Below are 26,607 nucleotides of genomic sequence, written 5' to 3'. Positions count from 1 at the left end.
ATCAATTATTTGTACCAACAAAAACTGGTCATGTCACTGAATTTTACCCACAGTATCTCTTTTATTTTAGACACAATATTTACATAATAAAACTGCCTTCGCCTGTGCTCTCGAGGGCATCAGCTGGCCCAGTGAGCGCCGTAAAGTTACATCAAGCTCCCTCTTTGTCGCTGCTCGGTTTAGCTGCGCTGGTTCTGTCACTAATTCGGCACTGTCACTCTAAGACATTTATTAAAAACAAATGTTAGTTTTACTATACTTAACTTTATCTATAAAAGCCACGTACGGGGACATGGTAAGTAAAGTCTATAAAAGCCAGTATAAGCACGTCATGAGCTGTCGTATATTCTGATACATGTCTTTTTAATTGGATCAATATCCTTTACGATAGCACTATCTTATTTTTGCATAAGTATCGAGCCGAACCTAAATGAGCATACGGTGCGGTTCACATTCATACTATGCCTGGCTATATAAACCATACTAATTAAAAACTCATAAGCGAAGTCTATTTTATGTCTGATGTTGTTGATCCTACTATTGCCCCAATCATTCCTAATGAGCCGATGGATACTCGCTCAGTGGCAGAGTTCACTGAGCAGGCCTACCTCAATTATGCCATGTACGTCATCATGGATCGGGCGCTACCAAATATCGCTGACGGCCTAAAACCTGTTCAGCGCCGTATTGTCTACGCCATGAGCGAGCTTGGGCTAAAATCCTCTGCTAAGGCAAAAAAATCTGCACGTACGGTCGGTGATGTGCTCGGTAAATACCATCCACATGGTGACAGCGCGTGTTATGAAGCCATGGTATTAATGGCACAGCCGTTCAGCTATCGCTATCCGCTTATCACGGGTCAAGGTAACTGGGGTAGTCCTGATGATCCTAAGTCCTTTGCGGCCATGCGTTATACCGAAGCCAAAATGTCTGCTTATGCCAACACCCTACTTGCAGAGTTGGGACAAGGCACGGTCGATTGGCAAGATAACTTTGACGGCACGATCCAAGAGCCAACCACACTACCCGCCCGCCTGCCCAATATTTTATTAAACGGCACCACAGGAATCGCGGTTGGCATGGCAACTGACATTCCGCCGCATAACCTTAACGAAGTGGTACGTGCTGCTATTCGTTTATTAAAAAATCCTGAGCTGTCTGTTAAGCAGCTTACCCAGTCAATACCAGCACCAGATTTGCCAACGCCAGCTGAAATCATCACTAGCAAAAAAGACTTGCAGACGATGTATGAAACAGGGCGTGGAAGTTACAAAATGCGCGCGACTTTTCATATCGACCCCAAAGAGAAGAATTTAGTCATTATTGACGCGCTGCCTTACCAAGTCTCAGGCAACAAAATCCAAGAGCAAATCGCCAAACTTATGACCGATAAAAAGCTACCTTGGGTGACGGATATTCATGATGAATCAGATCATGAGAACGCTTGTCGTATCGTATTAGAGTTGCGCTCAACGCGCGTCGATGTCGATCGCGTTATGAGCCATCTGTTTGCTAGCACCGATCTTGAGAGCAACTACCGCGTCAATATGAACATGATTGGCCTCAATGGTAAGCCGCAGGTCAAAAATCTAAAAGAAACCTTAGAAGAATGGCTCATTTGTCGCCGCTCAGTGGTCACACGCCGTCTGCAATATCGTCTTGATAAAATCGATAAGCGCTTGCACGTCCTTGCAGGTTTGCTAATTGCGTATCTCAATATCGATGAAGTGATACGTATCATTCGTGAAGAAGACGATCCAAAAGCAACATTGATGCAGGACTATGACCTGACTGACATTCAGGCCAATGCTATCTTGGATATTCGTTTGCGTCAGTTGGCAAAGTTAGAGGAAATTGAGCTACGCCGCGAGCAAGATGAACTCGCTACCGAACGCGCCAACATTCAGGATTACTTGGACAATCCAGATAGTCTGACCAATCTGATGATTGAAGAGCTCACCGCCGATATGAAAGAACACGGCAATGAGCGTGTGTCGCCATTAGCAGAACGCGAAGAAGCACAAGCATTAAAAGAGTCAGACCTCGTACCGAGCGAGCCGGTCACCGCTATCCTATCGAAAGCGGGCTGGATTCGCGCGGCCAAAGGCCATGATGTCGATGCCGCTGGTATGAGTTATCGCTCAGGGGACAGTTATCAAGCGCACGTGCGCGGCAAGTCCAATGAGAAAATTTACGTCCTCGATAGTACAGGACGCAGCTATAGTATTGATACGCACAACCTTGCCTCCGCGCGTGGTCAAGGCGATCCGCTGACCAGTGTGTTAAAACCACCAGCAGGTGCCAGCTTTGAGCAGCTATTGACTGGTGCTGACGATCAACGCATCATTCTTGCCAGCTCGCAAGGTTATGGCTTTATCAACACCCTTGGTAATTTAGACAGCAATCAAAAGGCAGGCAAGAATGTCATTAACCTCGCTGCCGATAGTCGCCTGCTGTCTGTCGCTCGTATCGATGCGCCAGTAAAAATGGCGGATAACACTGACGACGAGACCACCAAGTTAGAGATAACGCCTGACCATGTCGCAGTGGTAACCAATGCCGGATATCTACTAATATTTGCCCTCGATGATTTGCCCGAACAGGCTCGCGGTAAAGGTAATAAACTGATTAAGCTGAAAGATGATGAAGAAGTGCTGGCTATTACGCCACTCAGTTTACAAAACAGCCTCGTCATTACTGCTGGCAAACGCCACGTGACACTCAAGCCAAATGACTTGGCTAACTATGCGGGCACTCGCGGTAATCGCGGCGGACGGTTACCACGAGGCTTTCAGAATGTAACGAGTGTTGAAATAGCAGGATAATTCCTAAGCCCAGTTCAGTAGAATGAATTAAGGAGTAACAAAACATGACTTTAAACACTTATTCAGTCGACCTGCTTTATAGGTAAATCAAAAACAGCTCATTCTCAGCAAAAAGCCGCCCATACACAATGTATGGGCGGCTTTTTTGTACTAATAAAGGTTTGTATTACCAAGAACAAAAATTTGTACTACAGCAGAAAAATGTCTGACCATATTTGAATATTAAAACTAAGAGCCGCCGAAACTAGAAACGATTAAAAGTAGAGTGAAAAAACACAGTTGTAGCGAACAGATACGCTCCATTTACATATCGTTAAGCAGTTCATCTGTGAACAGCGCATCCATAAAACTTGTGATTCGATCTTTCGGCATTAGGTAGGGATTAAAGTCAGTACCTGCCGAAAAATGTCTGAGGGTATGTACTTCATATTCAGGAGTTGGTGTTAAGTATCTGATCAAAAATCCATCCCATTTACGTGTCTCTACCTCTTTAATATCTACAACATGGATAAAAAGATGTGGACGTTCCGTGATAATCCTCGTTATCAGCTCGTTGACATCAAGTCTTGAACCTTCAATATTTTGAATAATATAGTTGTCGTTGATGGCCAGTGCTGAGGTTATACCGCTTTTCTCGTTGTTTCGTCTTGCTATCTCAAAAGTACGGGCCATTTTCACGCCATTATCTTTTTCGCGGTTTTTGCCAATATACGTTAGACTGATGAGAATGTGAGCACCGTTTTTATTTCTCTCGTCTAAAATCATTCCCTTCTCTCTTCTAAATTAGAATTCAATAAATCTACGCATAAGGTATCTAATTAAAAATCCATTTAACTTAAGATACTATTTAAGAATTACCCTAATCAATAGCCCCTTATTTTTTTGTTATATAGTTGCTAATTAATAACCTTAAGTTATTAATTCTCGAAGACCCATCTTGTATTTTTATTCCAATTCCACTCAAAAAAAATCTAAAAACAGCATCTATAATATCTTTCTCTGAGAGTTCTGTAGCGAGAACAACTCATCAACTCTTTCTTCACAAACCTTTTCAGTCATTATGTCGTTATAATTTTTTTTGATCTGCAAAAATCTCATGTAAAAAGTTCTCAATCTGACTACTTCTCATAAGGTAAGGGTTATAGTCAGCACCTGTCGAGAAGTTTCTCAAAGCATACAATTCATCTTCATTACTTGACGTTAAATGTTTGATTAAAAAACCATCCCATTGGCGTGATTCTATTTCTTCTATGTTGATAATGTTAGGAAAAATAGTTGGATGCTCGTCTAATATCTTGTGCAAGGCAGTACTGATAGCAGGTCTTGTTCCCTGAAAGCTTTGGACAAAATAGCCTTCACTGATAACTAAAGCTGAAACGATGCCGTTTTCTTCGAAATACCTTCTCCAATACTCAAGTGCACGAGTCAACTCGATGCCTGAGTCTAGATCGACATTTCTGGCGATATATGTCATGTTGATAAGAATGTGCTCGCCATTTCTTTTTCTGTTCTCTGAAGCATGGCTTGTCGTTGTATGCATAAGAAACCCTATTTGCAAAATACTTATCTAAATTAAGATACTCTTTATTATAAAATATAATCAATGAAATTATTACGTTTTGACCGAATTTTTACCATCTATTATTATTTTTTAAATTGTGAAATGACCTTTTTAATGAGATAGGACACCAGTATTTACTGCCGCGAATTTTACTACAAATGTTGGTGAAAACTGTGTGATTGTATTATTCTAATAGCTCAAAAGCCTAATCTATATCTGACTATAATTACTATTTTTTAATCCAAAAATAGCAATTACTAAGCTCTCCTTGATCGAAAATCTCGAGTTTTCAATGTTTTGAATAAAATAATGATCCTTAATGACAAGCGCTGAAGTGATATTGCTTTTTTCGTTATTTTTTCGTGCCGTCTCAAAGGTACGAGTCAGCTTTATGCCATTATCTTTCTCACGATTTTTACCGATATATGTGAGGCTAACCAGAATATCTGCACCGTCTTTATCTCCCTCCTCCAAAACTTCAGTAGCAGATTCTGAGATGTAATCAATAACTTTATGCATAAAAGATTCCAATGGTCAAAAGCCGCTTTAAATTAAGATATCCTTTACTCTAAAGTACAATCAACAACATTTTGTATTTTTTAGTAGGTTTTTACCCGTTATTACTATTTTTTTCTAGAGAGGCAACGTTGCAGTTTCAATAAGATAGCGTACTCCCACTCCTATCGCTACATCGTAGTACTACAGATTTTGATACATTCAGTGCGGTAGTCTTGTCTGATAAAAAATAAAGCTGAACTATTTTTCGCTATAACACTAATTCAGCCCCAAAATAGGAATCACCAAATCTTCTTCATCAGTGAGGTGTTGCGACAGTAACTCACTTGCATCCATTAAGCGCTGATGCAATTGCTCAACCAGCGCTTTATCTTCAGTATTGCTTGATGCTAGCCTGCTATTTAGCACTTGCAGCTCATTAAGCAGTGTATCCAAATGCACATGATCACGATCTAATATCTCAAACCCTGCTTTTAGTTGAGGGTACATGCGCATGAACTGTGGAAAGTAGCCTGTATCTTCAATATTATGGTGCTGATGTAATTTAAAAATATATTGATTAATCCGTGGTGAGATTTGTGAGCGGTATTCTAACCATTCAATATCACCAGCATGATAGGCATCACTGATTTGGATAAGAACGTGTTGGCGTTTACGTATGTCAGCGTGAATACTTAGCCAAAACGATGTCTTATAAACATAGTCGTTACTGAACCATTGATCTGGTGGCAGTTTGTCATACAAAAACAGCCATTCTGATTGTAATCGGCTCTCAGGGTGACGTGGCATAGACGCATCGAGCGTGTTATCTGCTATGGCATCATGATTTGATTTTGGGGTAGAAGCAGTCATAATCTTGTCCCTATAAATTATTTTGCTTATTCAATTTTCTCTATAAGTGCTTGAGTCGTTATCAATAAACCCTCTTTAAAGAACTTAGCTCAGAAAACGACATAGTAATTTATTAGATAAAATTCATTAGATGAACTAAAAAATATTTAATTTAAGTGTAGTCTATATATAGTCTAAACATAGAATGTCAACGGTATCTTCGGTAATACGTTAGCAATTTTATGAATCATCAAAGTGAATAGCGTAAGACCCATGCGTTACACAACCTAGTCAAAACCATCCTCATTTTTGGCTAATGAGCCTGTAGGATAAGACGAATAATAAAGTCGCTCAGGCATTAGTAATCAGCTACTATTACCTTTAGTAGCAGCGCTTAAAATGTAGAGGATCATCATGTTTATCGAAGATAAAATTGCTCAAGAAAGTATGAATACCAAAGTTTCTACACCTAAAATCATCTTTTTCGATATCGATGATACCTTGAGTCGCAGCGGCGTCATTGCCGAACATAATAAAGCAACCCTTGAGCAACTGGCAGACACTGATATCAAGCTGGTGATTTCAACTGGGCGCTCCAAGGCCATATTGCCTGAGGATATCTTAGCATTGCTTGATGCAGATATATTGGATGCCATTATTTGTATGAATGGACAGTATAGCTTTGATAAAAAGGGCCGAATCAGCCACTATCCATTGTCAGATGAGCAAACAGATAAAATCGTGCGTCTTTGCCAGCAGAGCGACTTGATTCATAAGTTTGACTCTGCTACTCATATCGCATGGTCAGATGAAAACGACCGTTTGCGTGCATTCAATGCTATCACACCCAACTCTATTCTTGACCCTGAGTATTACAAGTCAAATATCGTCTATCAATGCTCAGTATTTTTTAATAATCAATTCGATAAAATGCAGGACATCGATTTTGCGCAGTATGATTTAAAGCTGGTACATTGGCATCAAATCGGTGCAGATATTTTGCCAGTAGATGCTTCAAAAGCGCGCGGCATCAAAGATGTCTGCGAATACTATGCGGTCGATGTCAGCGAGTGTATGGCGTTTGGCGATGGTATGAATGATTTAGAAATGTTTGATTTGGTGGGGTTTGCGGTTGCGATGGGGGATGCGCAGCCTGATCTGATAGCGCGTGCTGATTTTGTCACTGGTACGATTGAAGAGTATGGTATCCAAGCCGTGCTTGAGCAGTTCTACACTGCCGCGTCCACCAAATAAAAACCTTGCTTGAGCCTATATCAAGTACCCGTTAGCTTTTTGCTAAGGCATCGTCAAACCACCATCAACCGCGATGGACTGACCGGTGATAGCCACGCTCAAATCAGACGCCATGAGTAGTACAGAGTTAGCAAAGTCGGCAACTGAGGTGGCTTGACGCAGCGGCGTGGTGGTAGCGATATAGTCAAAGACTTCCTCAGTCGTGAGGCTGCTAGCATCGGTAGTCTTTAACAGGCCGCCTGCTAATAGGTTTACGCGAATGCCGTGCGGACCAAGCTCGCTAGCTAGATTGCGCGTGAGCCCCAGCAGCGCCGATTTGGCGGTCGTATAGTCATAATAAGTCACGACAGGATTGTAGACAAGGTTGGTTGAGATATTAATGATTTTACCCATCTGCTGCGCTTTCATCTGTGGCAATACCGCTTGTACAGTGTTGACCGCGCCTTTGACGATACCGTCGATTTGCTGAGAAAAATGCGCCCACTGCACGGTCTCGATGCTAGTATTGTCAGCACTAGGGTCAAATTGATAGTGTGGCAATGCATTATTGACCACAATATCGATACGACCATGACGGCTAATAACTTCAGCCGCCATGGCCTTTACCTGCTCAAGCTTGGTGACATCCGCCTGATATACGAACGCCTGCCCGCCTGCTGCCATGATATCAGCCACTACCGTCTCAGCCGCCTCTTTACTGTTGAGGTAATTGACACAAACGATTGCGCCAGCTGTTGCCATTTGCTGAGCAATTTGTGCACCAAGTCCACGACTGGCGCCAGTGACGATGGCGACTTTGTCCGTAAGTAATGCTGGTATAGCGACAGGTCTGTTAGTAGAGGTACTTTGAGTCATCACGCGGTATCCTTTATTATTGTGGTATGGTTCATTGAGAGCCAAGTGCTTTTTGCGATTTTGCGCTTGAGCCTACGTTTATAGTAGCATGGTTATATCACCTCATTGCCCAGCACCTTGTGAGCAGTTTTTTAGAAATTCGACTGATTATCATCTGTGTTCAAATCAGCTGTTATGACAAATTTGATTTGTCTCATGAGCGCTATGTATGCGCATTACGACATATTGTCTTAGTAATAGCCCTTTAAATTGTGCAAAGTGATAACCATAATAGTGTTATTAGCGACATTAGGCATTAATTGCCTTATCATTTTTATCCGCATCTTTGATTTGAATTGTCTTTATTTAGGAGAGGTATTTTGACCCATTTATCATCGTTCCATTCAAGCAGCCCGGCACGCTTTGGACGTATGCTGCCAAAAGCATTACTAGCAGCCACTGTTGGCTTGGCATTATCCAGCTGTAGCAATTCTGACAATGCGGCAGATGCTAGCGCTGCGGCGAGCACTGAGGCGCTCAATTTGTATAACTGGTCAGAGTACATGCCACAAGAGATTTTGGATGGTTTTGAGGAAGAAACTGGTATCACGGTCAATTACACAACGTTTGATTCCAACGAAGCCATGTACGCCAAACTCAAATTGCTTGATGATTCTAGCCAGTATGATTTGGCCATTCCATCGACTTATTATGTCGAAAAAATGGCCAAAGAAGGGTTACTGCAAGAGTTAGATAAGTCTAAATTAAGTAACTTTAAAAACCTCGATACGTCATTTACCAATACCAAAGTCGATCCTGACAATAAATACTCTATACCGTACATGTGGGGTAGCACCGGTCTTGCGATCAATGGCGATAGTGTCGATCCTGCAACTGTGAATAGCTGGAACGACCTATGGGATCCTAAGTACAAAGGTCAGGTGATGCTTACCAACGATGTGCGTGAAGTGTTCGGTATGGCGTTACTGACGCTAGGCTACTCGGGCAACAGTAGCAATCCTGATGAAATCAAAGCGGCTTACGACAAGCTTACAACGTTAATGCCAAACGTCAAAACGTTTAACTCTGATGCGACACGTATGCCGTACATCGAAGGTGAGACGTCTCTTGGCATGACGTGGAATGGCGAAGCAGTCATGGCGAATGACGAAGGTCTAACGAGCCTGGCTTATAAATACCCAACTGAAGGCGCTATCTTGTGGATGGACAACTTTGTCATTCCAAAAAATGCCAAACAGGTTGATGCAGCACATAAATTTATTGATTACTTATTGCGTCCTGAAAACGCCAAAATCGTGAGTGAAGAAATTGGTTATGCCTCACCAAACCAGGCAGCACGAGAGCTGATGGATGAAAGCGTTCGCAACAATCCAACGATTTACCCATCTAAAGACGTGTTAGCCAAAGCGGAATTCCAAGAAGATGTGGGCGATGAAGCACTACAAGTGTATCAACAATACTGGGATAAGCTAAAAACGGGGCGCTAATAGCCATGGTTTAATACCTTTAAAATAAAGTAAATCTTTAAGAAAAAACGCTGATCCTAAATGGTCAGCGTTTTTTGTGCGTTATAAATGCAAATCTGTCTCGCCGCCCTGCTCTTTCATCCGGCGCTGCTCACGGCGCTGATAACCCAGCCCAGATGCAGCAAACCAGTGTGGCTTAGAGGTTTGTAACAGATCACTCAATTGCTGCAACTGGGTTTGCAACGTCTGTGTTAACCAAAAATACCCCTGCCACTCAAATGCTAAGTGCTGCACACTTGGATATTCTGACACAGCAATACGAGTAATCGGGCGAAACACTTCATCGCTTGGACTTCGGAGTACCGCCGCCATATGCTGCATGGCTTGCGTTAATTCGTGCTGATAATGTATCAGTAACACGTGGTTTTCTTCATCAATTTCGATATTCGCCAAACGCGGAGCAGCGCTTAATAATAAATCAATCGTTCCGATAATATTACGATGGGTACGCTGAATGGTCTCTAGCGTCTCTTTTTCGATTCCTGACTCACTTGCTGTCGCGGCGATATGTGGACGCACAGCCAGCAGGCGTTTGTTGATTTGCTGTAGCGCTGTTACCAACTTCCTATCAACGGGTACTTCTTTAATAGGAAAGGCGATTGGGTTTGATTTTTGAGTAGCATTGTCCATTAACCCATCCGCTGCATCAATATGATGACCCACGCCAGCATAGAGACTGCTACAAGCGTCAAGATTACTACTCAATAAAAACCGCCACATCAACGTTGATTTGAGCGGTAAAATCAGCGTCACTGCTACCGAAACACCTGTACCCAGTAAGATATTTAGCGCGCGGTAGATGCCATCTTGACCGATGCTGTTGTGACCCAAGTCAGAGACAATCATCAACATAGTGATACCCGTTAGCAGCCCTGTGTAGCCAAGCTTACGAACGGCCAGATAACCAATGATGCCGCTTAATATACCGATAAGTGCATAATCGATCCATAGCCATGCACCTGCATTTTGAATGAACCACAGCACCCCAAGGGCCGTACCTATGCCTAATAGAGTACCCAAGACACGCTCTTTGGCTTTGGTATAAATAGCGCCTTGATACTGCAATAATCCCAAGATAATAAAAACCGTAATGGTGGTCCACTCACCATGCGGCAGGTTGGTGAGTTTATTGGCCAGTAGCGCCAGTATGACAGCCGTTCCTAAGCGAATGGCGTGCAAGACGTCGGCATGTTGATAGCGAACATAAGGCTCAGTAAATGGAGCAGTAATAAGCTGGTAAAGGGTTGATTTCACGCAAGGCTACTCTTTTTAGTGAATAAACGAGTTTTAGTGGATAAATGGGTAAACGATAAAGCATATAGGGTACGCAAAAACATGCTAGCAGTCGAGCCTCGATTTACCAAGCATCACTCAAAAAAAACGCCTTTTGTCTGATAAAAGACAAAAGACGTTTACATCACAAACCACTAATAAATCGTGGAATCTAAATCGAGGTAATTATACTTCTAAAAAGTCTAGTATACCTTCTGCTGCTTCGCGGCCTTCCCAAATAGCCGTCACGACCAAATCAGAGCCACGTACCATATCACCACCTGCAAAAATTTTGGGATTCTGCGTTTGGAATTTAAAGGTTTGTTTTTCTGCAGCCAACACTCGACCAGAGCTGTCCATTGCCACTTGCTGCGACTCGAACCAATCAGCAGGACTTGGTCTAAAGCCAAATGCCATAATCACGGCATCACATGGGATAATCTCTTCAGAATTAGGAATCGGCTCAGGGCGCTGACGTCCGCGGTTATCTGGCGCACCCAGGTGCGTCGTGACTACTTTTACCCCATTGACCTTACCGTTTAAGCCAATGATTTCAGTAGGCTGGCGGTTGAATAAAAACTCAACCCCTTCCTCACGAGCATTGACTACTTCGCGGCGTGAGCCAGGCATATTTTCTTCATCACGGCGATAAGCACAGACGACTTTTTCAGCACCTTGACGAATACTGGTACGGTTACAGTCCATCGCTGTGTCACCACCTCCTAGTACGACAACTCTTTTGCCTTTAAGGTCGATGTACTCTTCGGCATCTTTTTCCCAGTCATTACAACGGTTGACGTTGGCAATCAGGTAATCTAATGCATCATAAACGCCATCTAGCTCTTCACCAGCAAACCCGCCACGCATATAGGTGTATGTACCCATGCCCATAAAGACCGCGTCATACTCAGCCAATAGCTCATCAATGGTGACGTCTGTACCGATCTCTGTCTCTAAGCGAAATTCCATACCCATGTCTTCAAAGATGACACGGCGGTTACGCATGACGTCTTTTTCCATTTTGAACTCAGGAATACCAAAAGTTAATAAGCCACCAATTTCAGGACGTTTGTCAAAGACGACAGGTTTGACACCATTTCTGACCAAGATATCTGCGCAACCAAGACCTGCTGGTCCTGCGCCAATGATAGCAACTTTTTTGTCTGTCCAAACAACTTCAGACATATCTGGGCGCCAGCCAAGTGCAAACGCGGTATCGTTGATATATTTCTCGACATTACCAATGGTCACTGCCCCAAAGCCATCGTTCAATGTACAAGCGCCTTCACACAAACGGTCTTGCGGGCAAACTCGTCCGCATACTTCAGGCAAGGTATTGGTGCGATGGCATAATTCAGCCGCTTGGAATATCTGTCCTTCTGTCGCCAACTTTAGCCAGTTAGGAATATAGTTGTGTACTGGGCATTTCCACTCGCAGTACGGGTTACCACACTCAAGACAACGATGCGCTTGCTGAGCAACAGCTTCGTTTTCAAAAGGTTTATAAATCTCAACAAACTCTGTTGAGCGCGTTGCAATGTCTTTTTTGGTTGGATCAAATCTCGGTACATCTAAAAACTGGAAGTTATTTTCTAAGCGTTTTGCCATGGTGCTATCTCTTTTATATAAGGCTCTTTTGCAGTGGGTGGCGACAGTCATGCGATGTGTTGTTTGTCTAAAATCAAAGACATATATCACTGCTGTCACGTACCTGCTGAAAACCTGTGAGTTAAAACGTCTCTAAAAACGGAACGCTGGCTACCCTAATTAAAGTCATTGTCGATTCCTCAATACGATCTCTTAAGACAATCGATTGACACGACCGACAATGACAAATCGGCTATTGTGGGTCGGCCATGGTAGTTTTAAGAAGACTTGCAATGTTCGCCGCTTTTGGCTTCACCAAATAGAATTTACGAACATAGTGCTCAAAGTCATCCAATATCGTCTGACCCCACGCACTGCCTGTTTTATCTACATGAGCTTCAATCACTTGTTGTAAGTGAATGCGATGCTCTTCTGTTTGCTCGCTTGAGATACGGTTGAGATCGATCAGTTCATGATTGCAACGATCAAAGAAGTCACCTTCCATGTCGAGTACATAAGCAAAACCACCCGTCATACCAGCGCCGAAGTTGAGCCCAGTACGACCAAGAATCGTGACGATACCGCCCGTCATATATTCACAGCAATGGTCACCTGTACCCTCAATGACTGCATGCGCACCAGAGTTACGGACGCCAAAACGCTCACCTGCGGTCCCAGCAGCATATAACTTACCGCCCGTTGCACCATATAGACAAGTATTACCGATGATGGCGGTTTCTTGTGCCGTAAAGTTTGAGTCTTTAGGTGGATAAATGACAATCTCACCGCCAGCCATGCCTTTACCCACATAGTCATTGGCATCGCCTTCAAGCTCGATATTTAAGCCGCCAGCATTCCACACGCCTAAACTTTGCCCTGCAGTACCTGTCAGGCGAAGCTTGATCGGCATATCGCTCATGCCAAGGTTGCCCCATACTTGTGCAATCTCACCAGAGATACGAGCACCAATAGAGCGGTCACAGTTGCCAACGAAATAGCTATAATCGCCGCCTGAGCCTTGGCGAATATTGACGAGCATATCGCGAATCATCTGCTCAGCGAGCAAGCCTTTATCAAACGGCTCGTTACGCTCCACCTGACACGTTTGGGCTTTGCCCACACTGGCTGGGTGACTAAATAGCAATGGCGTTAAATCAAGATGACGCTGCTTGTCCGTATTACCTTCTAAGATATCTAGCAAGTCAGTACGACCGACCAGCTCTTCCATGCTACGAACACCTAGCGCTGCTAACCATTCACGTGTTTCAGTCGCCACAAATTTAAAGAAATTAATCAGCATTTCTGCTTCACCAATGAAATGCTCATCACGCAGCTTGGCTTTTTGGGTAGCAACCCCTGTTGGACAGTTATTTAAATGACAGATACGAAGGTACTTACAACCAACCGCAATCATCGGCGTGGTACCAAAGCCAAAGCTTTCTGCACCAAGAATGGCAGCCTTGACGACATCCAATCCTGTTTTTAAACCACCATCGGTCTGAACACGTACCTTATCACGTAATCCATTCACTCGTAGAGACTGATGGGTTTCAGCCAAACCTAGCTCCCATGGCGAGCCTGCATGATGGATAGACGATAGCGGAGATGCTGCTGTACCACCATCATAACCTGAGATCGTAATCAAATCGGCATAGGCTTTTGCAACGCCTGTCGCGATCGTACCAACACCGGGACGCGACACCAATTTAACGGATACCAATGCGTCTGGATTGACTTGCTTCAAATCAAAAATCAGCTGCGCCAAATCTTCGATAGAGTAAATATCATGATGCGGCGGCGGTGAAATCAAGGTCACGCCTGGCACCGAATAACGCAAGCGCGCAATCAGCGCATTCACTTTACCACCAGGTAGCTGACCACCCTCGCCCGGTTTTGCGCCTTGAGCGACCTTGATCTGCATCACTTCTGCTGAGCGCAGATATGCAGGTGTCACGCCGAAACGACCAGAGGCCACTTGCTTGATCTTTGAGTTACGCAACGTGCCATAACGCGCAGGATCTTCACCGCCCTCACCAGAGTTTGAACGTCCACCGATAGTATTCATCGCCATTGCAATCGATTCATGTGCCTCAGGAGACAGCGCACCTAGTGACATGCCTGCTGAGTCAAAACGCGTCAAAATCTCAGAGATATCTTCAACATCATCGACATCGATACTGTTGTCAGTCTTTAGTTGCAATAAGTCACGTAAGGTCGCCACTGGGCGGCTATTGACTAGATTGGCATAATTCTGATAATTCTCATAATCGCCCGTACGTACTGCCGTATGCAGGCTGTTGATCACGTCAGGGTTAAAGGCATGGTACTCTTTATTGAAGACAAATTTGAGCAAACCGCCCTGATCTAGTGGCGCACGACGCTTAAATGCGTTGGCAGCCAGTTGCGCTTGGTCAGCGGCAAGATCTGCAAAGGTAGCGCCTTTGATACGGCTTTGTACGCCTTTAAAACATAGGCTCACGACCTCTTCAGACAGACCAACTGCTTCAAACAGCTGCGCACCGCGATACGACACAATGGTAGAGATACCCATTTTTGATAAGATTTTTAGCAAACCTTTATCCAAGCCTTTGCGGAAATTAACGCGGGCTTGAATTGGATCACCAAGCAACTCACCAGTCGCCACCAAGTCATCGATGACATCATAAGCCAAATATGGATACACACAAGTTGCACCAAACCCGATCAATACCGCCACCTGATGCGAGTCACGCGCCAGCCCCGTCTCGATGATGAGATTGGCATCGGTACGGATACCTTCTGCAATCAGGTAATGGTGCACGGCTCCTGTAACCATGATGGCATTGGCAGGTACTTTTTCTGCATCGATCTCTTTATCAGACAGTACGATCAAGGTATTGCCCGAACGGATGTTATCTGCCACTTCTTCGCAAATAGCAACGATAGCATCAGATAACTCTAAAGTACGGTCATAGTTCAGATCGACACGAGCCATCTTGAATGCTGGATCACCCAAGGTTTCAAGCTGCTGCATCTTGCTGGCTGACAAGACTGGTGATGATAAAATAATACGGTGAGCATCTCTTGCTGATGGCGCAAACACATTGGTTTCAGCGCCTAGGCAAGTTTGTAGTGACATCACGATTGATTCACGTAATGGATCAATTGGCGGGTTGGTCACCTGTGCGAACTGCTGCCGGAAAAAATCACCCACATGACGTATCTGCTGCGATAGTACAGCCATCGGCGTATCATCACCCATAGAGCCGACGGGCTCTTGGCCGTTTTCAGCATTAGGACGAATAATCTCTGTACGCTCTTCATTGGTGATGTGATACATCTTTTGTAAAGCTTTTAGCTTATCGCCACGGCACGCTTGCGCTGCTAAGGTTTCTTCTAAGCGCTCATCATCACGGACACGTGTCGCTTCTTCACGCAGCCACTTTCGATACGGATGCGCATTTTTCAGCAACGTTGCAACAGCAGTCGTATCCATCACTTGACCTGTCAACGTATCAATAACCAGCATTTGACCTGGGCCGACACGACCTTTTGCCAACACATCTTGTGGTGAGTAGTCCCAAACACCAACCTCTGATGCAACCGTGATATAACCGTTCTTGGTGGTCACCCAACGTGACGGACGCAGACCGTTTCTATCGAGCATACAGACAGCATAGCGTCCATCTTGGATCACAAGCCCTGCAGGACCATCCCACGCTTCCATATGCTGCGAGTAAAACTCATAAAACGCTCGCAAATCCATATCCATGCTATCGACGTTCTGCCACGCTGGTGGCACCAAAATCGACATCGCATGGAACAAATTCATACCACCAGACATTAGCACTTCAAGCATGTTATCTAGGCTTGATGAGTCAGAACCTGTACTGTTTACAAGCGGCGTCAATTCATTCAAGTTCGGCAGTTTGTCTGATTTGAGCTTTGGCGTGCGTGCTTTAGACCAGTTGCGGTTACCTGTAATGGTATTCAATTCACCATTATGAGCCAGATAACGGAACGGCTGTGCCAATGGCCAACGCGGCAAAGTATTGGTGGAGAAACGCTGATGGAAAACCACGATATGTGACGCCAAGCGCTCGTCTTGAAGATCCAAGAAAAATGCTGGCAGGTCTGATGGCATGACCAGACCTTTATAAATAATGGTCTGGCAGCTTAATGAACATACATAAAACAGCTCGTCATCTGTCAGGCGCTGCTCTGCTTTTTTGCGTGCAACAAACAGCTTACGGTTGAAATCTTCAGCAGCCAAGTCATCTGGCGCATTGACAAATACCTGCTTAAAATCTGGTAATGTCTCACGGCCGATCTCACCCACAATACTCAAATCAAGTGGCACATCACGCCAGCCAGCGACTTCTAATCCTTGAGCGGTAATCTCATCGCTCAATACTTGCTGGCTATGCTTGGCTTTACCATCATCCAAATTGACGAACACCATACCAACAGCAAAGTTGTCTGTGATTGCGAATTGCTGCTCATCAGCGATCTGTTTAAAGAAGTCGGTAGGCGTCGCTAATAGTAGACCGCAACCATCACCAGTTCTACCATCTGCCGCCACACCACCACGATGTGTCATGCAACTTAAACTATGAATGGCGGTTTTTACCAAATTATGGCTGGCTTCACCCTTAATATGAGCAATTAGACCAAAACCGCAATTATCAGAAAAATCATCTGGCGTGGCCAGGTGTGTTTGCGAGGAAATCATTGACATAGCTTGTCCTTTTAAGTAGACGGGCAACTTACATCTCCAATGCGGAGCATAAGCTGGTACCCGTAAGCAGAACGGGCTGATAGTGGATATTCGGATAGTTGAATTAGTAAATGGTGCGAGGCTCAATCAACATCATGCTATAAAAGCAAGTAACCCTTTGACCCTCTTGGTCATTAAGTAATGTCGTGACATATGCGTCATATATTAAAGACAGTGAATGGCAGCCCTTTGAAACAGAGTAATTTATACCCCCAAATGCCAATTGCCCAATCAGTAATACGTTATGTCGTTCGTTTAAGCATCGTGTGTTATGTCGTTATATCTAGCAATGAGAGCTGGACATCCAACCATTTAATAATCGTGCATGTGGTTCGTCTTGAATATCTGACGCTCTGTATTCAAGCGCCTTATTCACTCTAAAAAGAGTGACAATAAGAGAGGTTGCGTCACTTACAATGATCTTGATGTCGGTTATAAGTAGCCGCGCTTGAGACAACAAATTTCAGTAATAAACTCTATAAATGATAGATCTATCACTAAATGCTTGTTTAACAATAGTTTTTTACGATAACTATACAGAACGTCGCCCACAGTTATATTAGTTAATGATTCACAAAAAATCTAGTCTTTTCTATCGATTCATCAGCCATAATTTGTATATGGTCTCATTACTATTGGTTATAGGACGATTAAAAACCTATTAGAAATATAATATAAAGCGCCTATGTTAGGGTTACCTGAGGCAATGGATGATATCTGTCTACCTTGAATACTTTGCCCCAAAATAGCGACAGTAGCCACTAATATATTAAAAAAACGAAGTATAAAAAAACCCCACTAACCAATTAGCTAGTGGGGTTTTCAATAACAGAAAATGCGTATCAGTTGCTTTTGTCCTCTATTAACGACTTGATACTGTCACTATTATTTTTAGGCGCATTATTATTTTTAGGCGCATTATTATTTTTAGGTGCATTATTATTTTTAGGTGCATTATTATTTTTAGGTGCATTTGCATTACTATTTGCCCCATTGTTGCTCGTATTGGGCGGTTTTGGCGCAGGTACAGCGGGTGGTTTTTTAGCGGTGCTATTATCTGCACCTGCTGTTGACGGCTTTTTATTTTCCTGCTTGGAGTTATTGGTATTACTTTGCGTTTGACTTGATGCCTCATCAGTTGATTGTGGCTCATTACCAACTGTGCGCTCTTCTGTGACAGATAATGTTTCAGAGGTATCTGCAGATTGACGGATGCTTTCTACTGGGGCGCTATCGTTAGAGGAACGTTGACTATCGCGACTCGTATTAGTGTTAGCGGCTTCTTGCTCATTAGCCGTATTGTTGACTGCTTGCGCTTGCTGACGTACTGGTATTTCACGCTTAGTCGGTTTTAGATTGACAGCGCGCGTGCGCTTCGTACTTAAGTCTTTTACTGGATCAGGACGCTCGTAGTTATCGATAATACTTACGTATCGATTGATTTCCTCCGGTAGCACACGTACATTGGCAGGCAGTTTAAAATCTGTGAGCTTTGTTGCCCCAACGGCCTCCTGTGGACTACTCATGATTCCGTAAGTCAGCATATAACGGACTTGATTTTCACTATCAAGATAGCGGAAATAAGCGAACTTATCACGATCTTCACGGCCTTCTAAATAGCTGACAATCACGTCATTTTCAGCGACATTCATCACCTGCACGGTCCACTTACCCTTGTTGGCAAGTAGATAGCGCTTGTCTTTAAACTCGTCAGGATAATTACGCAAGTCACGGACAGTCGTATCAAAACTAATCGGCTGTACATCGGTATCCAGCTCGTGAAGCGACTCGATTTTTAATGGTTGCTCAAACTCATCAGCCAACATTTGCGGTGCTGATACTGGTTCGTTTTCAATTTTGGCACCCATCGCTGGCGTTTGGCTTAGCATCCAGACTAACGCTGTCACAACACCTAATAGTAACGTCGCGACTAGCCAGATCAGGGCTTGACGACTGTATGATTGGCCAGCGGTACGCGTCTTCGATTTTGATGCTGCCATAGGAATATCCTTGGTAAAAACATATTTAAGAGCATTACACCAATGCTCATTCAAATAGAAGTGCAGTGAGTGCAGCCTATGAATCTGCTGTACATATCAAGTTTTAGTACGAATACTCACTAAAATTTTGATACATTATGCGCTGTGTTGTGACAATACTTCGAGCAACAGATCGTTATCGAAGTCATTGGTCACTACTGCACTCCCTATTGATTTTAACAAAATCAGCCGGATTTGTCCTTGTTTCACTTTTTTATCGTGTCCCATCAAGTCCAGAGCAGTTTGTACATCAATGGCAGGCGGTTTGGTTGGCAGGTTACCTAGCATCAAAACACGCTCAATGCGCTCAACCTCATCAAGGGTCAACCAACCAATTTTTTGGGACAGTTCAGCTGCTTGCATCATGCCCGCCGCTACCGCCTCACCATGCAACCAATTGCCGTAACCTTGATGGGTCTCGATCACATGACCAAACGTATGCCCAAAGTTCAACAGGGCACGCACACCTGACTCTCTTTCATCTTGAGCGACCACATCTGCTTTGTATTGACAGCAGCGCTTCACGGCTTCGCCAAGTACTGCCAGATCCAACGCCATCATTGCAGTTAAATTCTCTTCAAGCCATGTCAGGAATGCTTCATCCATGATAAGCGCATACTTGATAATTTCAGCGACTCCTGCTGACAGCTCACGTGCAGGCAATGTTTTGAGCGTACTCATATCAGCGAGCACCATTTGTGGCTGCCAAAATGCCCCAATCATATTTTTGCCTTGCGCATGATTGATGCCCGTTTTGCCGCCAACGCTAGAATCGACTTGCGATAATAAGGTCGTTGGAATTTGGATAAAGTTGACCCCGCGCATAAAACTTGCTGCAGCAAAACCTGTCATATCACCCACCACGCCGCCACCAAGTGCGATAAGCGTGACATCACGATTGAAATGCTCTGCCATTAGTGCATCATATATTTGGTCAATGCTTGTCTGGTTCTTATATTGCTCACCATCTGGTAACACGCAAACTTTTACCGTAAACTGCTCTGCTAGCTCGTCTTCTAAAGCTTGCAAATATAGAGGTGCCACGGTATCGTTAGTCACAATCAATACTTGGCAACCCTTAATATAAGGTGCGACTTGCTTTGCCATACTGCTGTCTTTTGACGTCGCATCTTCAGTAATAATGATTGGATAATCATGACTTTGCGTACGAACTGTTAAGCTATCATGAAACAGTGACGTTGCCATGAGACACTCCTTAAGCATTTATAATTGGGTAAAAGTAGCTGAGTATACCTACCTATCATATCAATAGCTAATATCGGTCTACTCTTTATTGTCTTTTGGTGTTGTGTCAGTACAATCAAAAAATGCGTTCAGCTGCTGCATTAATTGGCTGACCATATGACGCGGATAAGTGTGACCAGTGGGCATAATAATATGCGCGACCTGACGATATAATGGATCGCGAATACTATATAGATCTTGCAGTATTTTTCTAGGATTAGGCTGTTGTAAAAGAGGCCGTGACTTGTCTTTAGAAGTGCGGGCCATTTGCACATCGACTGGGGCATTGAGATAAACCACGATGCCACGCTGTCTTAAGAACTCTCGGTTTTCAGCAGCCAATACTGCGCCACCGCCAGTTGCCAATACAATTTGGGGGGCTTGAGTCAGCTCATCAATGGCACGTGTTTCACGCTCACGAAAACCCGCTTCACCTTCTTTGGCGAATATCCAAGCAATGTCAGCACCGGTTTGCGATTCGATATACCAATCACTATCTACAAAAGTGCGACCTAACTGCTTGGCCAGTAACTTACCGATCGTCGTCTTCCCCGCTCCCATCGGACCCACTAAAAACACCGACGGCAATTCCTGCACCATAATACTCACTCAGCTAAATTAGCTATCATACAACGTCATTGATATTCTGGCTAGTAATGCGCTGTGATTATTGTTAGTAATATTTAGCGCTTAACGTCCATTAATCCATGCATATAGCTCGCAATATTAAAGATGCTAAGTTTATGCACAAAAAAAAGTAAGCACTAAGGCTTACTTTTTTAGTGAATAATAAACAAATTTATGATTAATTTAAGCGAGTTGTACCATCATTGATCAATTTTGGTGTGACAAATATCAACAGCTCTTCCTTATTGTTATTGCGCACATCTCTGCGGAATGCACGGCCAATGTATGGTAAATCGCCTAAAAACGGCACTTTGTCCACGTTATTATTAGTGCGGTTTCTAAAGACCCCACCCAATACCACCGTTTGACCATCTTCAACGATCACATTGGTTGAGATAGAATCCTCAGAAATAGCCACCTGATTGTTGATAATAGTCGGCGTACCATTAGTAATAAGTAACTGCAGACCAATTTTGCCATCAGGGGTAATATTTGGCGTCGCCTCTAAACTCAGTGCCGCTTCTCTAAAACTGGTTGTAGTTGCGCCGCTCGCTGAGGCTTCTTGATAAGGAATCTGGGTGCCAGAAGAAACTTTTGCGGTTTGCTTGTCGGCCGTCAACACTTTCGGGGTTGAGATGACTTCACCGCGATTGTCCGCTTGCAATGCTGATAGTTCAAGATCAAGCATCACATCAGATAAACTTAATAAGCCAAAAGCGATACTACCGGCTGGATTATCCACCCCTAAATCAACGTTTAAGTTATCAGGACGGCTGATGTCATATGAAGGATAAGAAACCGTTTGTCCATTGACAGTCGTGGTTTCTACGTCAAACTCTTTTAAGTCCCACAAAGTTTGATCACTACCACCAACCAACAAGCTACGATTATTGGCTGCACCATTTGATAAGATTCCCCAGCGAACCCCAATCTCTTTACTAAAGCTGTCAGTGGCACTAACAATACGTGCCTCAATCATAACCTGACGCACAGGGATGTCAATCTTACTAATGAGTTTGTGAATATTTTCGATACTGTCAGCCACATCTTTGACAATCAAGGTATTGGTACGCTCATCAACTGTTACCGTACCACGATCCGACAACAACGTATTATTGTCATTTCCACGATTTGTAAGTCCGCTCGTGCCCCCTATACCGCTACTACCAGATGAGCCACTTCCTTGAGAAATCAAAGTCAGGACATCTTGTGCTTTTGCATAGCTCAAACGAATATATTCAGTACGTAATGGCGCATAAGATTGAACAGCTTGCTGCGCTTCAAGCTCACGTGCTTCTTGTTCAGCGAGTTCAGTAGAAGGCGCAACCAAAATCACATTACCATTTTCGCGCTTGCCTAGATTTTTACTTTTTAGAATAATATCGAGTGCTTGATCCCAAGGCACGTTGATCAAACGCAAGGTGATGTTACCAGCGACTGAATCACTCGCAACGATATTCATCTCAGTAAACTGCGCTAAAATATCTAACACGCTGCGAATTTCAACGTCTTGGAATTCCATGGACAGTGGCTCGCCGCTGTATACTCTCTCCTCAAGTGTCGGCTCACGTAGCAGCTCAGGCTTGCTAATACTAATATTTAACTGATTGCCTGACTGATAAGCTTGATACTCGTAATCATCAAACATATTAATAGTGATGACACCATTTTGTCCTTGGTTTTTAGTATCGATGCTACTCACCAGACCACTATTAATATTTAATCGACGTAGCAAGTTTCTTGGGACCGTACTGCCTGTTAAACGTACGACAAGCTTATTACCTTGGCGTTGTACATCTACCGGAATGGCTTCGTTGGCAAGTACCATGCTGACGTTACCGCCACCATCATTACCTGCCGAAAAATTGACCGCACTGAGACCATCATAGCTGTATTGCTTACTTACTTGTGCAGAAGCAAGTTGCGGGTTCAACAGTGGATTAACTCTGACTACCATCGTATCGGCTGGTACTTCGTTTTCTACCACGACGGTATTATTTGTACTGACAGCTGCAACGGGAACCGTGCTGGTCTCAACGATTGGCGTGACGACTGCAGTGGTGGTGATGCCGCTAGAGTTATTAAGGACATCTTGTACAGGGTCACTAGTAATCACTGGACGATCAGGATCTGTAATGGTCAGTAGTAGCTCGTTACCCTCAATCGCTGTTGTATAATTGCCTGATTGCTTGAGGCCAACGATAAGACGCGTCGTACTGTCGCTACTCAACGTGGTGACATCATTGACCATACCGATATTGTATTCGTTGAAACGACTGGCAAGACCGTTTTGTACTTGTTCAAAATCTAATACCAAGCGGCTAGGATCATCAAGCTCGTAGGCTGCAGGCAATACTGGTAAACCTGTGAACCCCAAACGCATTTGTGTCACTGCTGGTGCAGTTTGCACTACAGACACATTATTGATGCGCTGTGCAGCGTGGGCGCTACTACTTACTGCCACCATGCTGACTGCCAGTGCTGAAATGGCAAAAGCAGAAGAAACGCGGTTGCTCATCATCATTACCTTGTTATTGCGTACTGTCATTATTTATTCCTCAAAAAATCTGCCGACTTAGCTTATAGGGGATACCAGCGACTGGGGTTTTTCAATAAACCCAGCGCGGCTGTCTGGCACAATTTCAATCAAATTGATCTGGGTCGGCGTGATTTCAACAATACGGCCGTCATTCAATCCAAGATAATCACCTACCTTCACACTAGCAACTGAACCATCAGGACGTTGTACCAATGCGTATCGCTGACCTTCAGGCGACACTACTACGCCTCGAAAAACCAGTTGCGATAACTCGTATTGTTCAAGTGGTTCTTTTACACGTGTAATATCTGGGCGCACGCCATCAATAGAAGTGGTAGGACCCTCTACATTCACCAGGCTTGGTGGTAAAAACGGGCTGCGCTGTGAGCTTGCACTATAGACGAAGTCTTCTACTAGTTCAGCTTTGGGTGGTGGTTCGATAGGCTGCGCTGGCTGGTTACGGATGTCAGTCATCGCTTGCTCTGCCATACCGATACGATCCGTACAGCCAGTCATCGCTAGCACTGAGATACTTAAAGTCAACAGCATGGGTAGTTTTTGCATACTCATTAGTTACCTCCTGCATTTGCATCAGTAGCGGCGGCATCACCTGCAGGAGCCGTTTCATCTTCAGGAGTCGCTTCTTTTGAACGATAGGTTTTGGTTTGCAAGACTAGATTAAGCTCAGGTAAAACATCTAAGCTCGGTTGTGGGTTACTCACCTCAAAATCGTGCATGGTGATGATACGAGGCAGTGCTGCAAGGCCACTAATAAAACTACCAAACTGATGATATTCACCTAAAGCAGCAATGCGAATCGGTTGCTCAATGAAAAATTCATTTTCAATCTCAGGTTCGACAGAGATGTCTTGAAAACGAATATTACTACCGACACCTGTCATATTGATACCTTCTACCAGCTCTGACACACGCGTGTCTTTTGGCAACTGGTCTAATAAGGTATTAAACTCCGTTTCCATCTGAACGACCTGTGCTTGATAGGCTTGTAGGTGACGCGCGCGCGATTCTTTTTCACGATAGCTTTCAAGCAAGGTCTGTTGCTGACTTTCAGCAGCATTGATCTCATCGATTTTGCTACTAATTGGTAGCGCCCATGATAGGGCCGCTATAAAGGTAATAATAAGACCGATCACCGTCACCTTCACTGGTAGCGGCCAGCTGCCATAGTTTTCAGAGTCTAGTGACTCAAAACTACGACGAAACTCATTGAGATCAAACTGCTTCTTTGGTTTTGAAGCACTTTTTTTGGTCTTAATTAGGCTTTTTTTACGGACAAGTTTCATAACTCCCCTCCCACACCATCTTCCGCAGGGACAGGCGTCTCTGATTGTACTTTAGTCGTCACTACGAACTGTACATAACTGTCTTCAGGATAGACTGGACGCGGTGTCTCACCAGCCGTAGTGACTGTATTATTTAGTACAGGGGCCGCTTCATAAGCGCTAATGTTCTGTTGAATATTGCTAACTGCTGAGTTACCCATCCATTTACTGCTGTCAAGGTTGCGAATCAAACTTGACACAATATTTGGGTTATCAGCCAGACCAGTCAACGTTAATACATCGCCTTCGCGTTTGAGATTGGTTAGATAAAGCGCTGGTGGAATCGCTCTTGCCAGATCATCCCACAAACGTACTGGTACAGGACGCCGACCTTGCAAGTCTTGAATGACCTGCATACGTGAGATAATATCTTCACGGCGCTGCTCTAAACTGTCAATCTCAGTCAATGCGGTGTCTAAGCGTGCATTTTCTTGTTCAATCAAAGCATTAGCATCAAGCTGTTCATCAAGCTCATTGTTAAAATAGCTCCATGAAGCAAAGGCCGCCAATAAGGTGAGCAAAGTCACCGCAACGATCAGAGTCATAAACTCTTTGTTACGACGCTCGCGCTCCTCTTGTCGCCAAGGTAAAAGGTTAATACGAGCCATTAGTCAAAGCTCCTTAACGCAAGACCGCATGCAGCCATTAATCCTGGCGCGTCAATGGTCAATTGCTCATTATCGATATTAGGCGCAATGGTCATATTGGTGAACGGATTGGCAACACTAACGCTTACACCGAGTTTTTGTTGTGCCATCCCAGCAAGACCTGCAATGGAGCTACTACCACCCGCAAGTACCACGTGGTCAATACTACTATACTGACTTGAGGAGAAGTAAAATTGTAAGGAACGAGTGATTTGCTGAATGGTATTTTCTATAAAAGGGGTCAAAACTTCAGGATAGTAGTCATCAGGCAATGTGCGCTCACGTTTGCTCAGCGTTGCCTCTTCAGCTGACAACCCATACCGGTTTTGAATCGCTTCTGTTAACTGAACACCGCCAAACAATTGCTCGCGACTATAAATAAACTCACCATTCTTTGCGATATATAAAGTGGTTTGATTATGGCCGATATCAACCAAAGCGACCAGTTCTGGCATATTTGGCAGATTGTCTGCCATCAGTCCAAAAGCGCGCTCTATTGCATGTGACTCGATATCCATAACCTTGGTTTGCATACCACCAAAGGCCAACGCATCAACACGCTGATCAACGTTTTCTGAGCGAGAGGCCGCAAGCAGTACTTGTACCATATCCTCACTCACTAAAGATGGACCTAGCACCTCAAAATCTAAATTGACATCTTCTAATGGATAAGGCACATATTGATCAGCATCCAAACGTATTTGTGCTTCACGCTCAACATCGCTTAGCATCATATCCATATCAATAATTTTGGTGATGACGGCAGATCCTGATACGGCGGTTGCAGCATTACTGCCCGCAACTTGGCAACGTCTTGCTAGACTCGTTATAATGTTGCCAACCGCCTCTGTATCAACTAGGAGTTTGTCGACGACTACACCTTCCGGTAGTCTCTCAATACCGTAAGATTTTAGGTGGAACATGCCTTGTTGACGCTGTATGTCCACTATTTTTACTGAAGTGGCACAAATATCCACACCAATCAAATGTCGACTTTTTGAAGTAAATAGCCTCACAAACTCTATACCTTATATTAAGTGTACAATCTGATAGTTATTTGTAATAATTGAGTACAATACTTTACTTAATTGATAGATTCAAGCGTCTAAAAATATATTAAGGCCTACTTACACATTTATTATGACCTGTTGATTTTGTTCAATGTATAATAAGTTATCCGCTAC

Annotated in this window: 19 protein-coding genes; 3 read left to right on the top strand and 16 right to left on the bottom strand. The window is 43.9% G+C overall.

Annotation, left to right across the window (positions count from 1 at the left end):
* Window positions 1–515 precede the first annotated feature (515 nt).
* Window positions 516–2,825 carry a DNA topoisomerase IV subunit A gene (parC, locus tag PSBA01_RS07000; RefSeq protein ID WP_186473595.1) on the top strand — a complete coding sequence of 770 codons (2,310 nt, stop codon included), beginning with the start codon at window positions 516–518 and terminating at the stop codon, window positions 2,823–2,825.
* 303 nt (window positions 2,826–3,128) lie between these two features.
* Here the strand turns inward: parC and PSBA01_RS06995 are convergent, their stop codons facing one another.
* The 4 genes from PSBA01_RS06995 to PSBA01_RS06980 form a co-directional block, all read right to left on the bottom strand.
* Entirely contained in the window at window positions 3,129–3,590 is a 462-nt protein-coding gene (locus tag PSBA01_RS06995) for a BLUF domain-containing protein (protein ID WP_186473593.1), read from the bottom strand.
* A 301-nt stretch (window positions 3,591–3,891) separates the two neighbouring features.
* Window positions 3,892–4,365, bottom strand: a complete 474-nt coding sequence (locus tag PSBA01_RS06990) for a BLUF domain-containing protein (protein WP_186473591.1) — start codon at window positions 4,363–4,365, stop codon at window positions 3,892–3,894.
* A gap of 231 nt (window positions 4,366–4,596) precedes the next feature.
* Window positions 4,597–4,905 carry a BLUF domain-containing protein gene (locus tag PSBA01_RS06985; protein ID WP_186473589.1) on the bottom strand — a complete coding sequence of 103 codons (309 nt, stop codon included), beginning with the start codon at window positions 4,903–4,905 and terminating at the stop codon, window positions 4,597–4,599.
* Between the two features lie 255 nt (window positions 4,906–5,160).
* Window positions 5,161–5,754, bottom strand: coding sequence for a hemerythrin domain-containing protein (locus PSBA01_RS06980; protein ID WP_083328929.1), 594 nt, complete (start codon window positions 5,752–5,754; stop codon window positions 5,161–5,163).
* Window positions 5,755–6,147: 393 nt separating this feature from the next.
* Here PSBA01_RS06980 and PSBA01_RS06975 point away from each other — a divergent pair, with 393 nt between their 5' ends.
* The gene (locus tag PSBA01_RS06975; protein WP_228724530.1) at window positions 6,148–6,987 is read left to right on the top strand and encodes a Cof-type HAD-IIB family hydrolase; all 840 of its coding nucleotides are present in this window, start codon (window positions 6,148–6,150) and stop codon (window positions 6,985–6,987) included.
* Between the two features lie 42 nt (window positions 6,988–7,029).
* Here PSBA01_RS06975 and PSBA01_RS06970 read toward each other — a convergent pair whose 3' ends face one another.
* Window positions 7,030–7,842: a 3-oxoacyl-ACP reductase gene (locus PSBA01_RS06970; protein ID WP_071002938.1), complete on the bottom strand. Its 813-nt coding sequence runs from the start codon at window positions 7,840–7,842 to the stop codon at window positions 7,030–7,032.
* A gap of 359 nt (window positions 7,843–8,201) precedes the next feature.
* Here PSBA01_RS06970 and PSBA01_RS06965 point away from each other — a divergent pair, with 359 nt between their 5' ends.
* Entirely contained in the window at window positions 8,202–9,329 is a 1,128-nt protein-coding gene (locus PSBA01_RS06965; RefSeq protein WP_186473587.1) for an ABC transporter substrate-binding protein, read from the top strand.
* An 81-nt stretch (window positions 9,330–9,410) separates the two neighbouring features.
* On the opposite strand, the gene PSBA01_RS06960 is transcribed toward PSBA01_RS06965, so the two are convergent.
* The 11 genes from PSBA01_RS06960 to pilM all read right to left on the bottom strand — a co-directional run bounded on the left by PSBA01_RS06960 (window position 9,411) and on the right by pilM (window position 26,439).
* On the bottom strand, window positions 9,411–10,622 hold the full coding sequence (locus PSBA01_RS06960; RefSeq protein WP_186473585.1) for an FUSC family protein: 1,212 nt from the start codon (window positions 10,620–10,622) through the stop codon (window positions 9,411–9,413).
* A 204-nt stretch (window positions 10,623–10,826) separates the two neighbouring features.
* Complete coding sequence (locus tag PSBA01_RS06955; protein ID WP_186473583.1) at window positions 10,827–12,248, bottom strand: glutamate synthase subunit beta; 1,422 nt, start codon at window positions 12,246–12,248, stop codon at window positions 10,827–10,829.
* Between the two features lie 232 nt (window positions 12,249–12,480).
* Window positions 12,481–16,944, bottom strand: a complete 4,464-nt coding sequence (gene gltB / locus PSBA01_RS06950; protein WP_186473581.1) for a glutamate synthase large subunit — start codon at window positions 16,942–16,944, stop codon at window positions 12,481–12,483.
* A gap of 881 nt (window positions 16,945–17,825) precedes the next feature.
* Window positions 17,826–18,983: a hypothetical protein gene (locus PSBA01_RS06945; protein ID WP_186473579.1), complete on the bottom strand. Its 1,158-nt coding sequence runs from the start codon at window positions 18,981–18,983 to the stop codon at window positions 17,826–17,828.
* A 135-nt stretch (window positions 18,984–19,118) separates the two neighbouring features.
* Window positions 19,119–20,228: a 3-dehydroquinate synthase gene (gene aroB, locus PSBA01_RS06940; RefSeq protein ID WP_186473577.1), complete on the bottom strand. Its 1,110-nt coding sequence runs from the start codon at window positions 20,226–20,228 to the stop codon at window positions 19,119–19,121.
* Window positions 20,229–20,306: 78 nt separating this feature from the next.
* The gene (gene aroK, locus PSBA01_RS06935; RefSeq protein ID WP_093071072.1) at window positions 20,307–20,867 is read right to left on the bottom strand and encodes a shikimate kinase AroK; all 561 of its coding nucleotides are present in this window, start codon (window positions 20,865–20,867) and stop codon (window positions 20,307–20,309) included.
* 205 nt (window positions 20,868–21,072) lie between these two features.
* The gene (pilQ, locus tag PSBA01_RS06930) at window positions 21,073–23,442 is read right to left on the bottom strand and encodes a type IV pilus secretin PilQ (protein WP_186473575.1); all 2,370 of its coding nucleotides are present in this window, start codon (window positions 23,440–23,442) and stop codon (window positions 21,073–21,075) included.
* A 27-nt stretch (window positions 23,443–23,469) separates the two neighbouring features.
* Window positions 23,470–24,003, bottom strand: a complete 534-nt coding sequence (locus tag PSBA01_RS06925; RefSeq protein ID WP_058025948.1) for a pilus assembly protein PilP — start codon at window positions 24,001–24,003, stop codon at window positions 23,470–23,472.
* Window positions 24,003–24,737 carry a type 4a pilus biogenesis protein PilO gene (locus tag PSBA01_RS06920; RefSeq protein WP_186473573.1) on the bottom strand — a complete coding sequence of 245 codons (735 nt, stop codon included), beginning with the start codon at window positions 24,735–24,737 and terminating at the stop codon, window positions 24,003–24,005. The genes PSBA01_RS06925 and PSBA01_RS06920 overlap by 1 nt, the downstream gene beginning before the upstream one ends.
* Window positions 24,734–25,384: a PilN domain-containing protein gene (locus PSBA01_RS06915; RefSeq protein ID WP_071002929.1), complete on the bottom strand. Its 651-nt coding sequence runs from the start codon at window positions 25,382–25,384 to the stop codon at window positions 24,734–24,736. Before PSBA01_RS06915 ends, PSBA01_RS06920 begins: the two co-directional genes overlap by 4 nt.
* Window positions 25,384–26,439, bottom strand: a complete 1,056-nt coding sequence (pilM, locus tag PSBA01_RS06910; protein ID WP_058025415.1) for a type IV pilus assembly protein PilM — start codon at window positions 26,437–26,439, stop codon at window positions 25,384–25,386. The genes PSBA01_RS06915 and pilM overlap by 1 nt, the downstream gene beginning before the upstream one ends.
* Window positions 26,440–26,607 lie beyond the last annotated feature (168 nt).

Source organism: Psychrobacter sp. KCTC 72983, assembly GCF_014280455.1.
GTDB lineage: Bacteria > Pseudomonadota > Gammaproteobacteria > Pseudomonadales > Moraxellaceae > Psychrobacter > Psychrobacter pacificensis.
The sequence above is the reverse complement of the archived record's forward strand: the minus strand, read 5'-3'. Positions and strand labels throughout refer to the sequence as shown.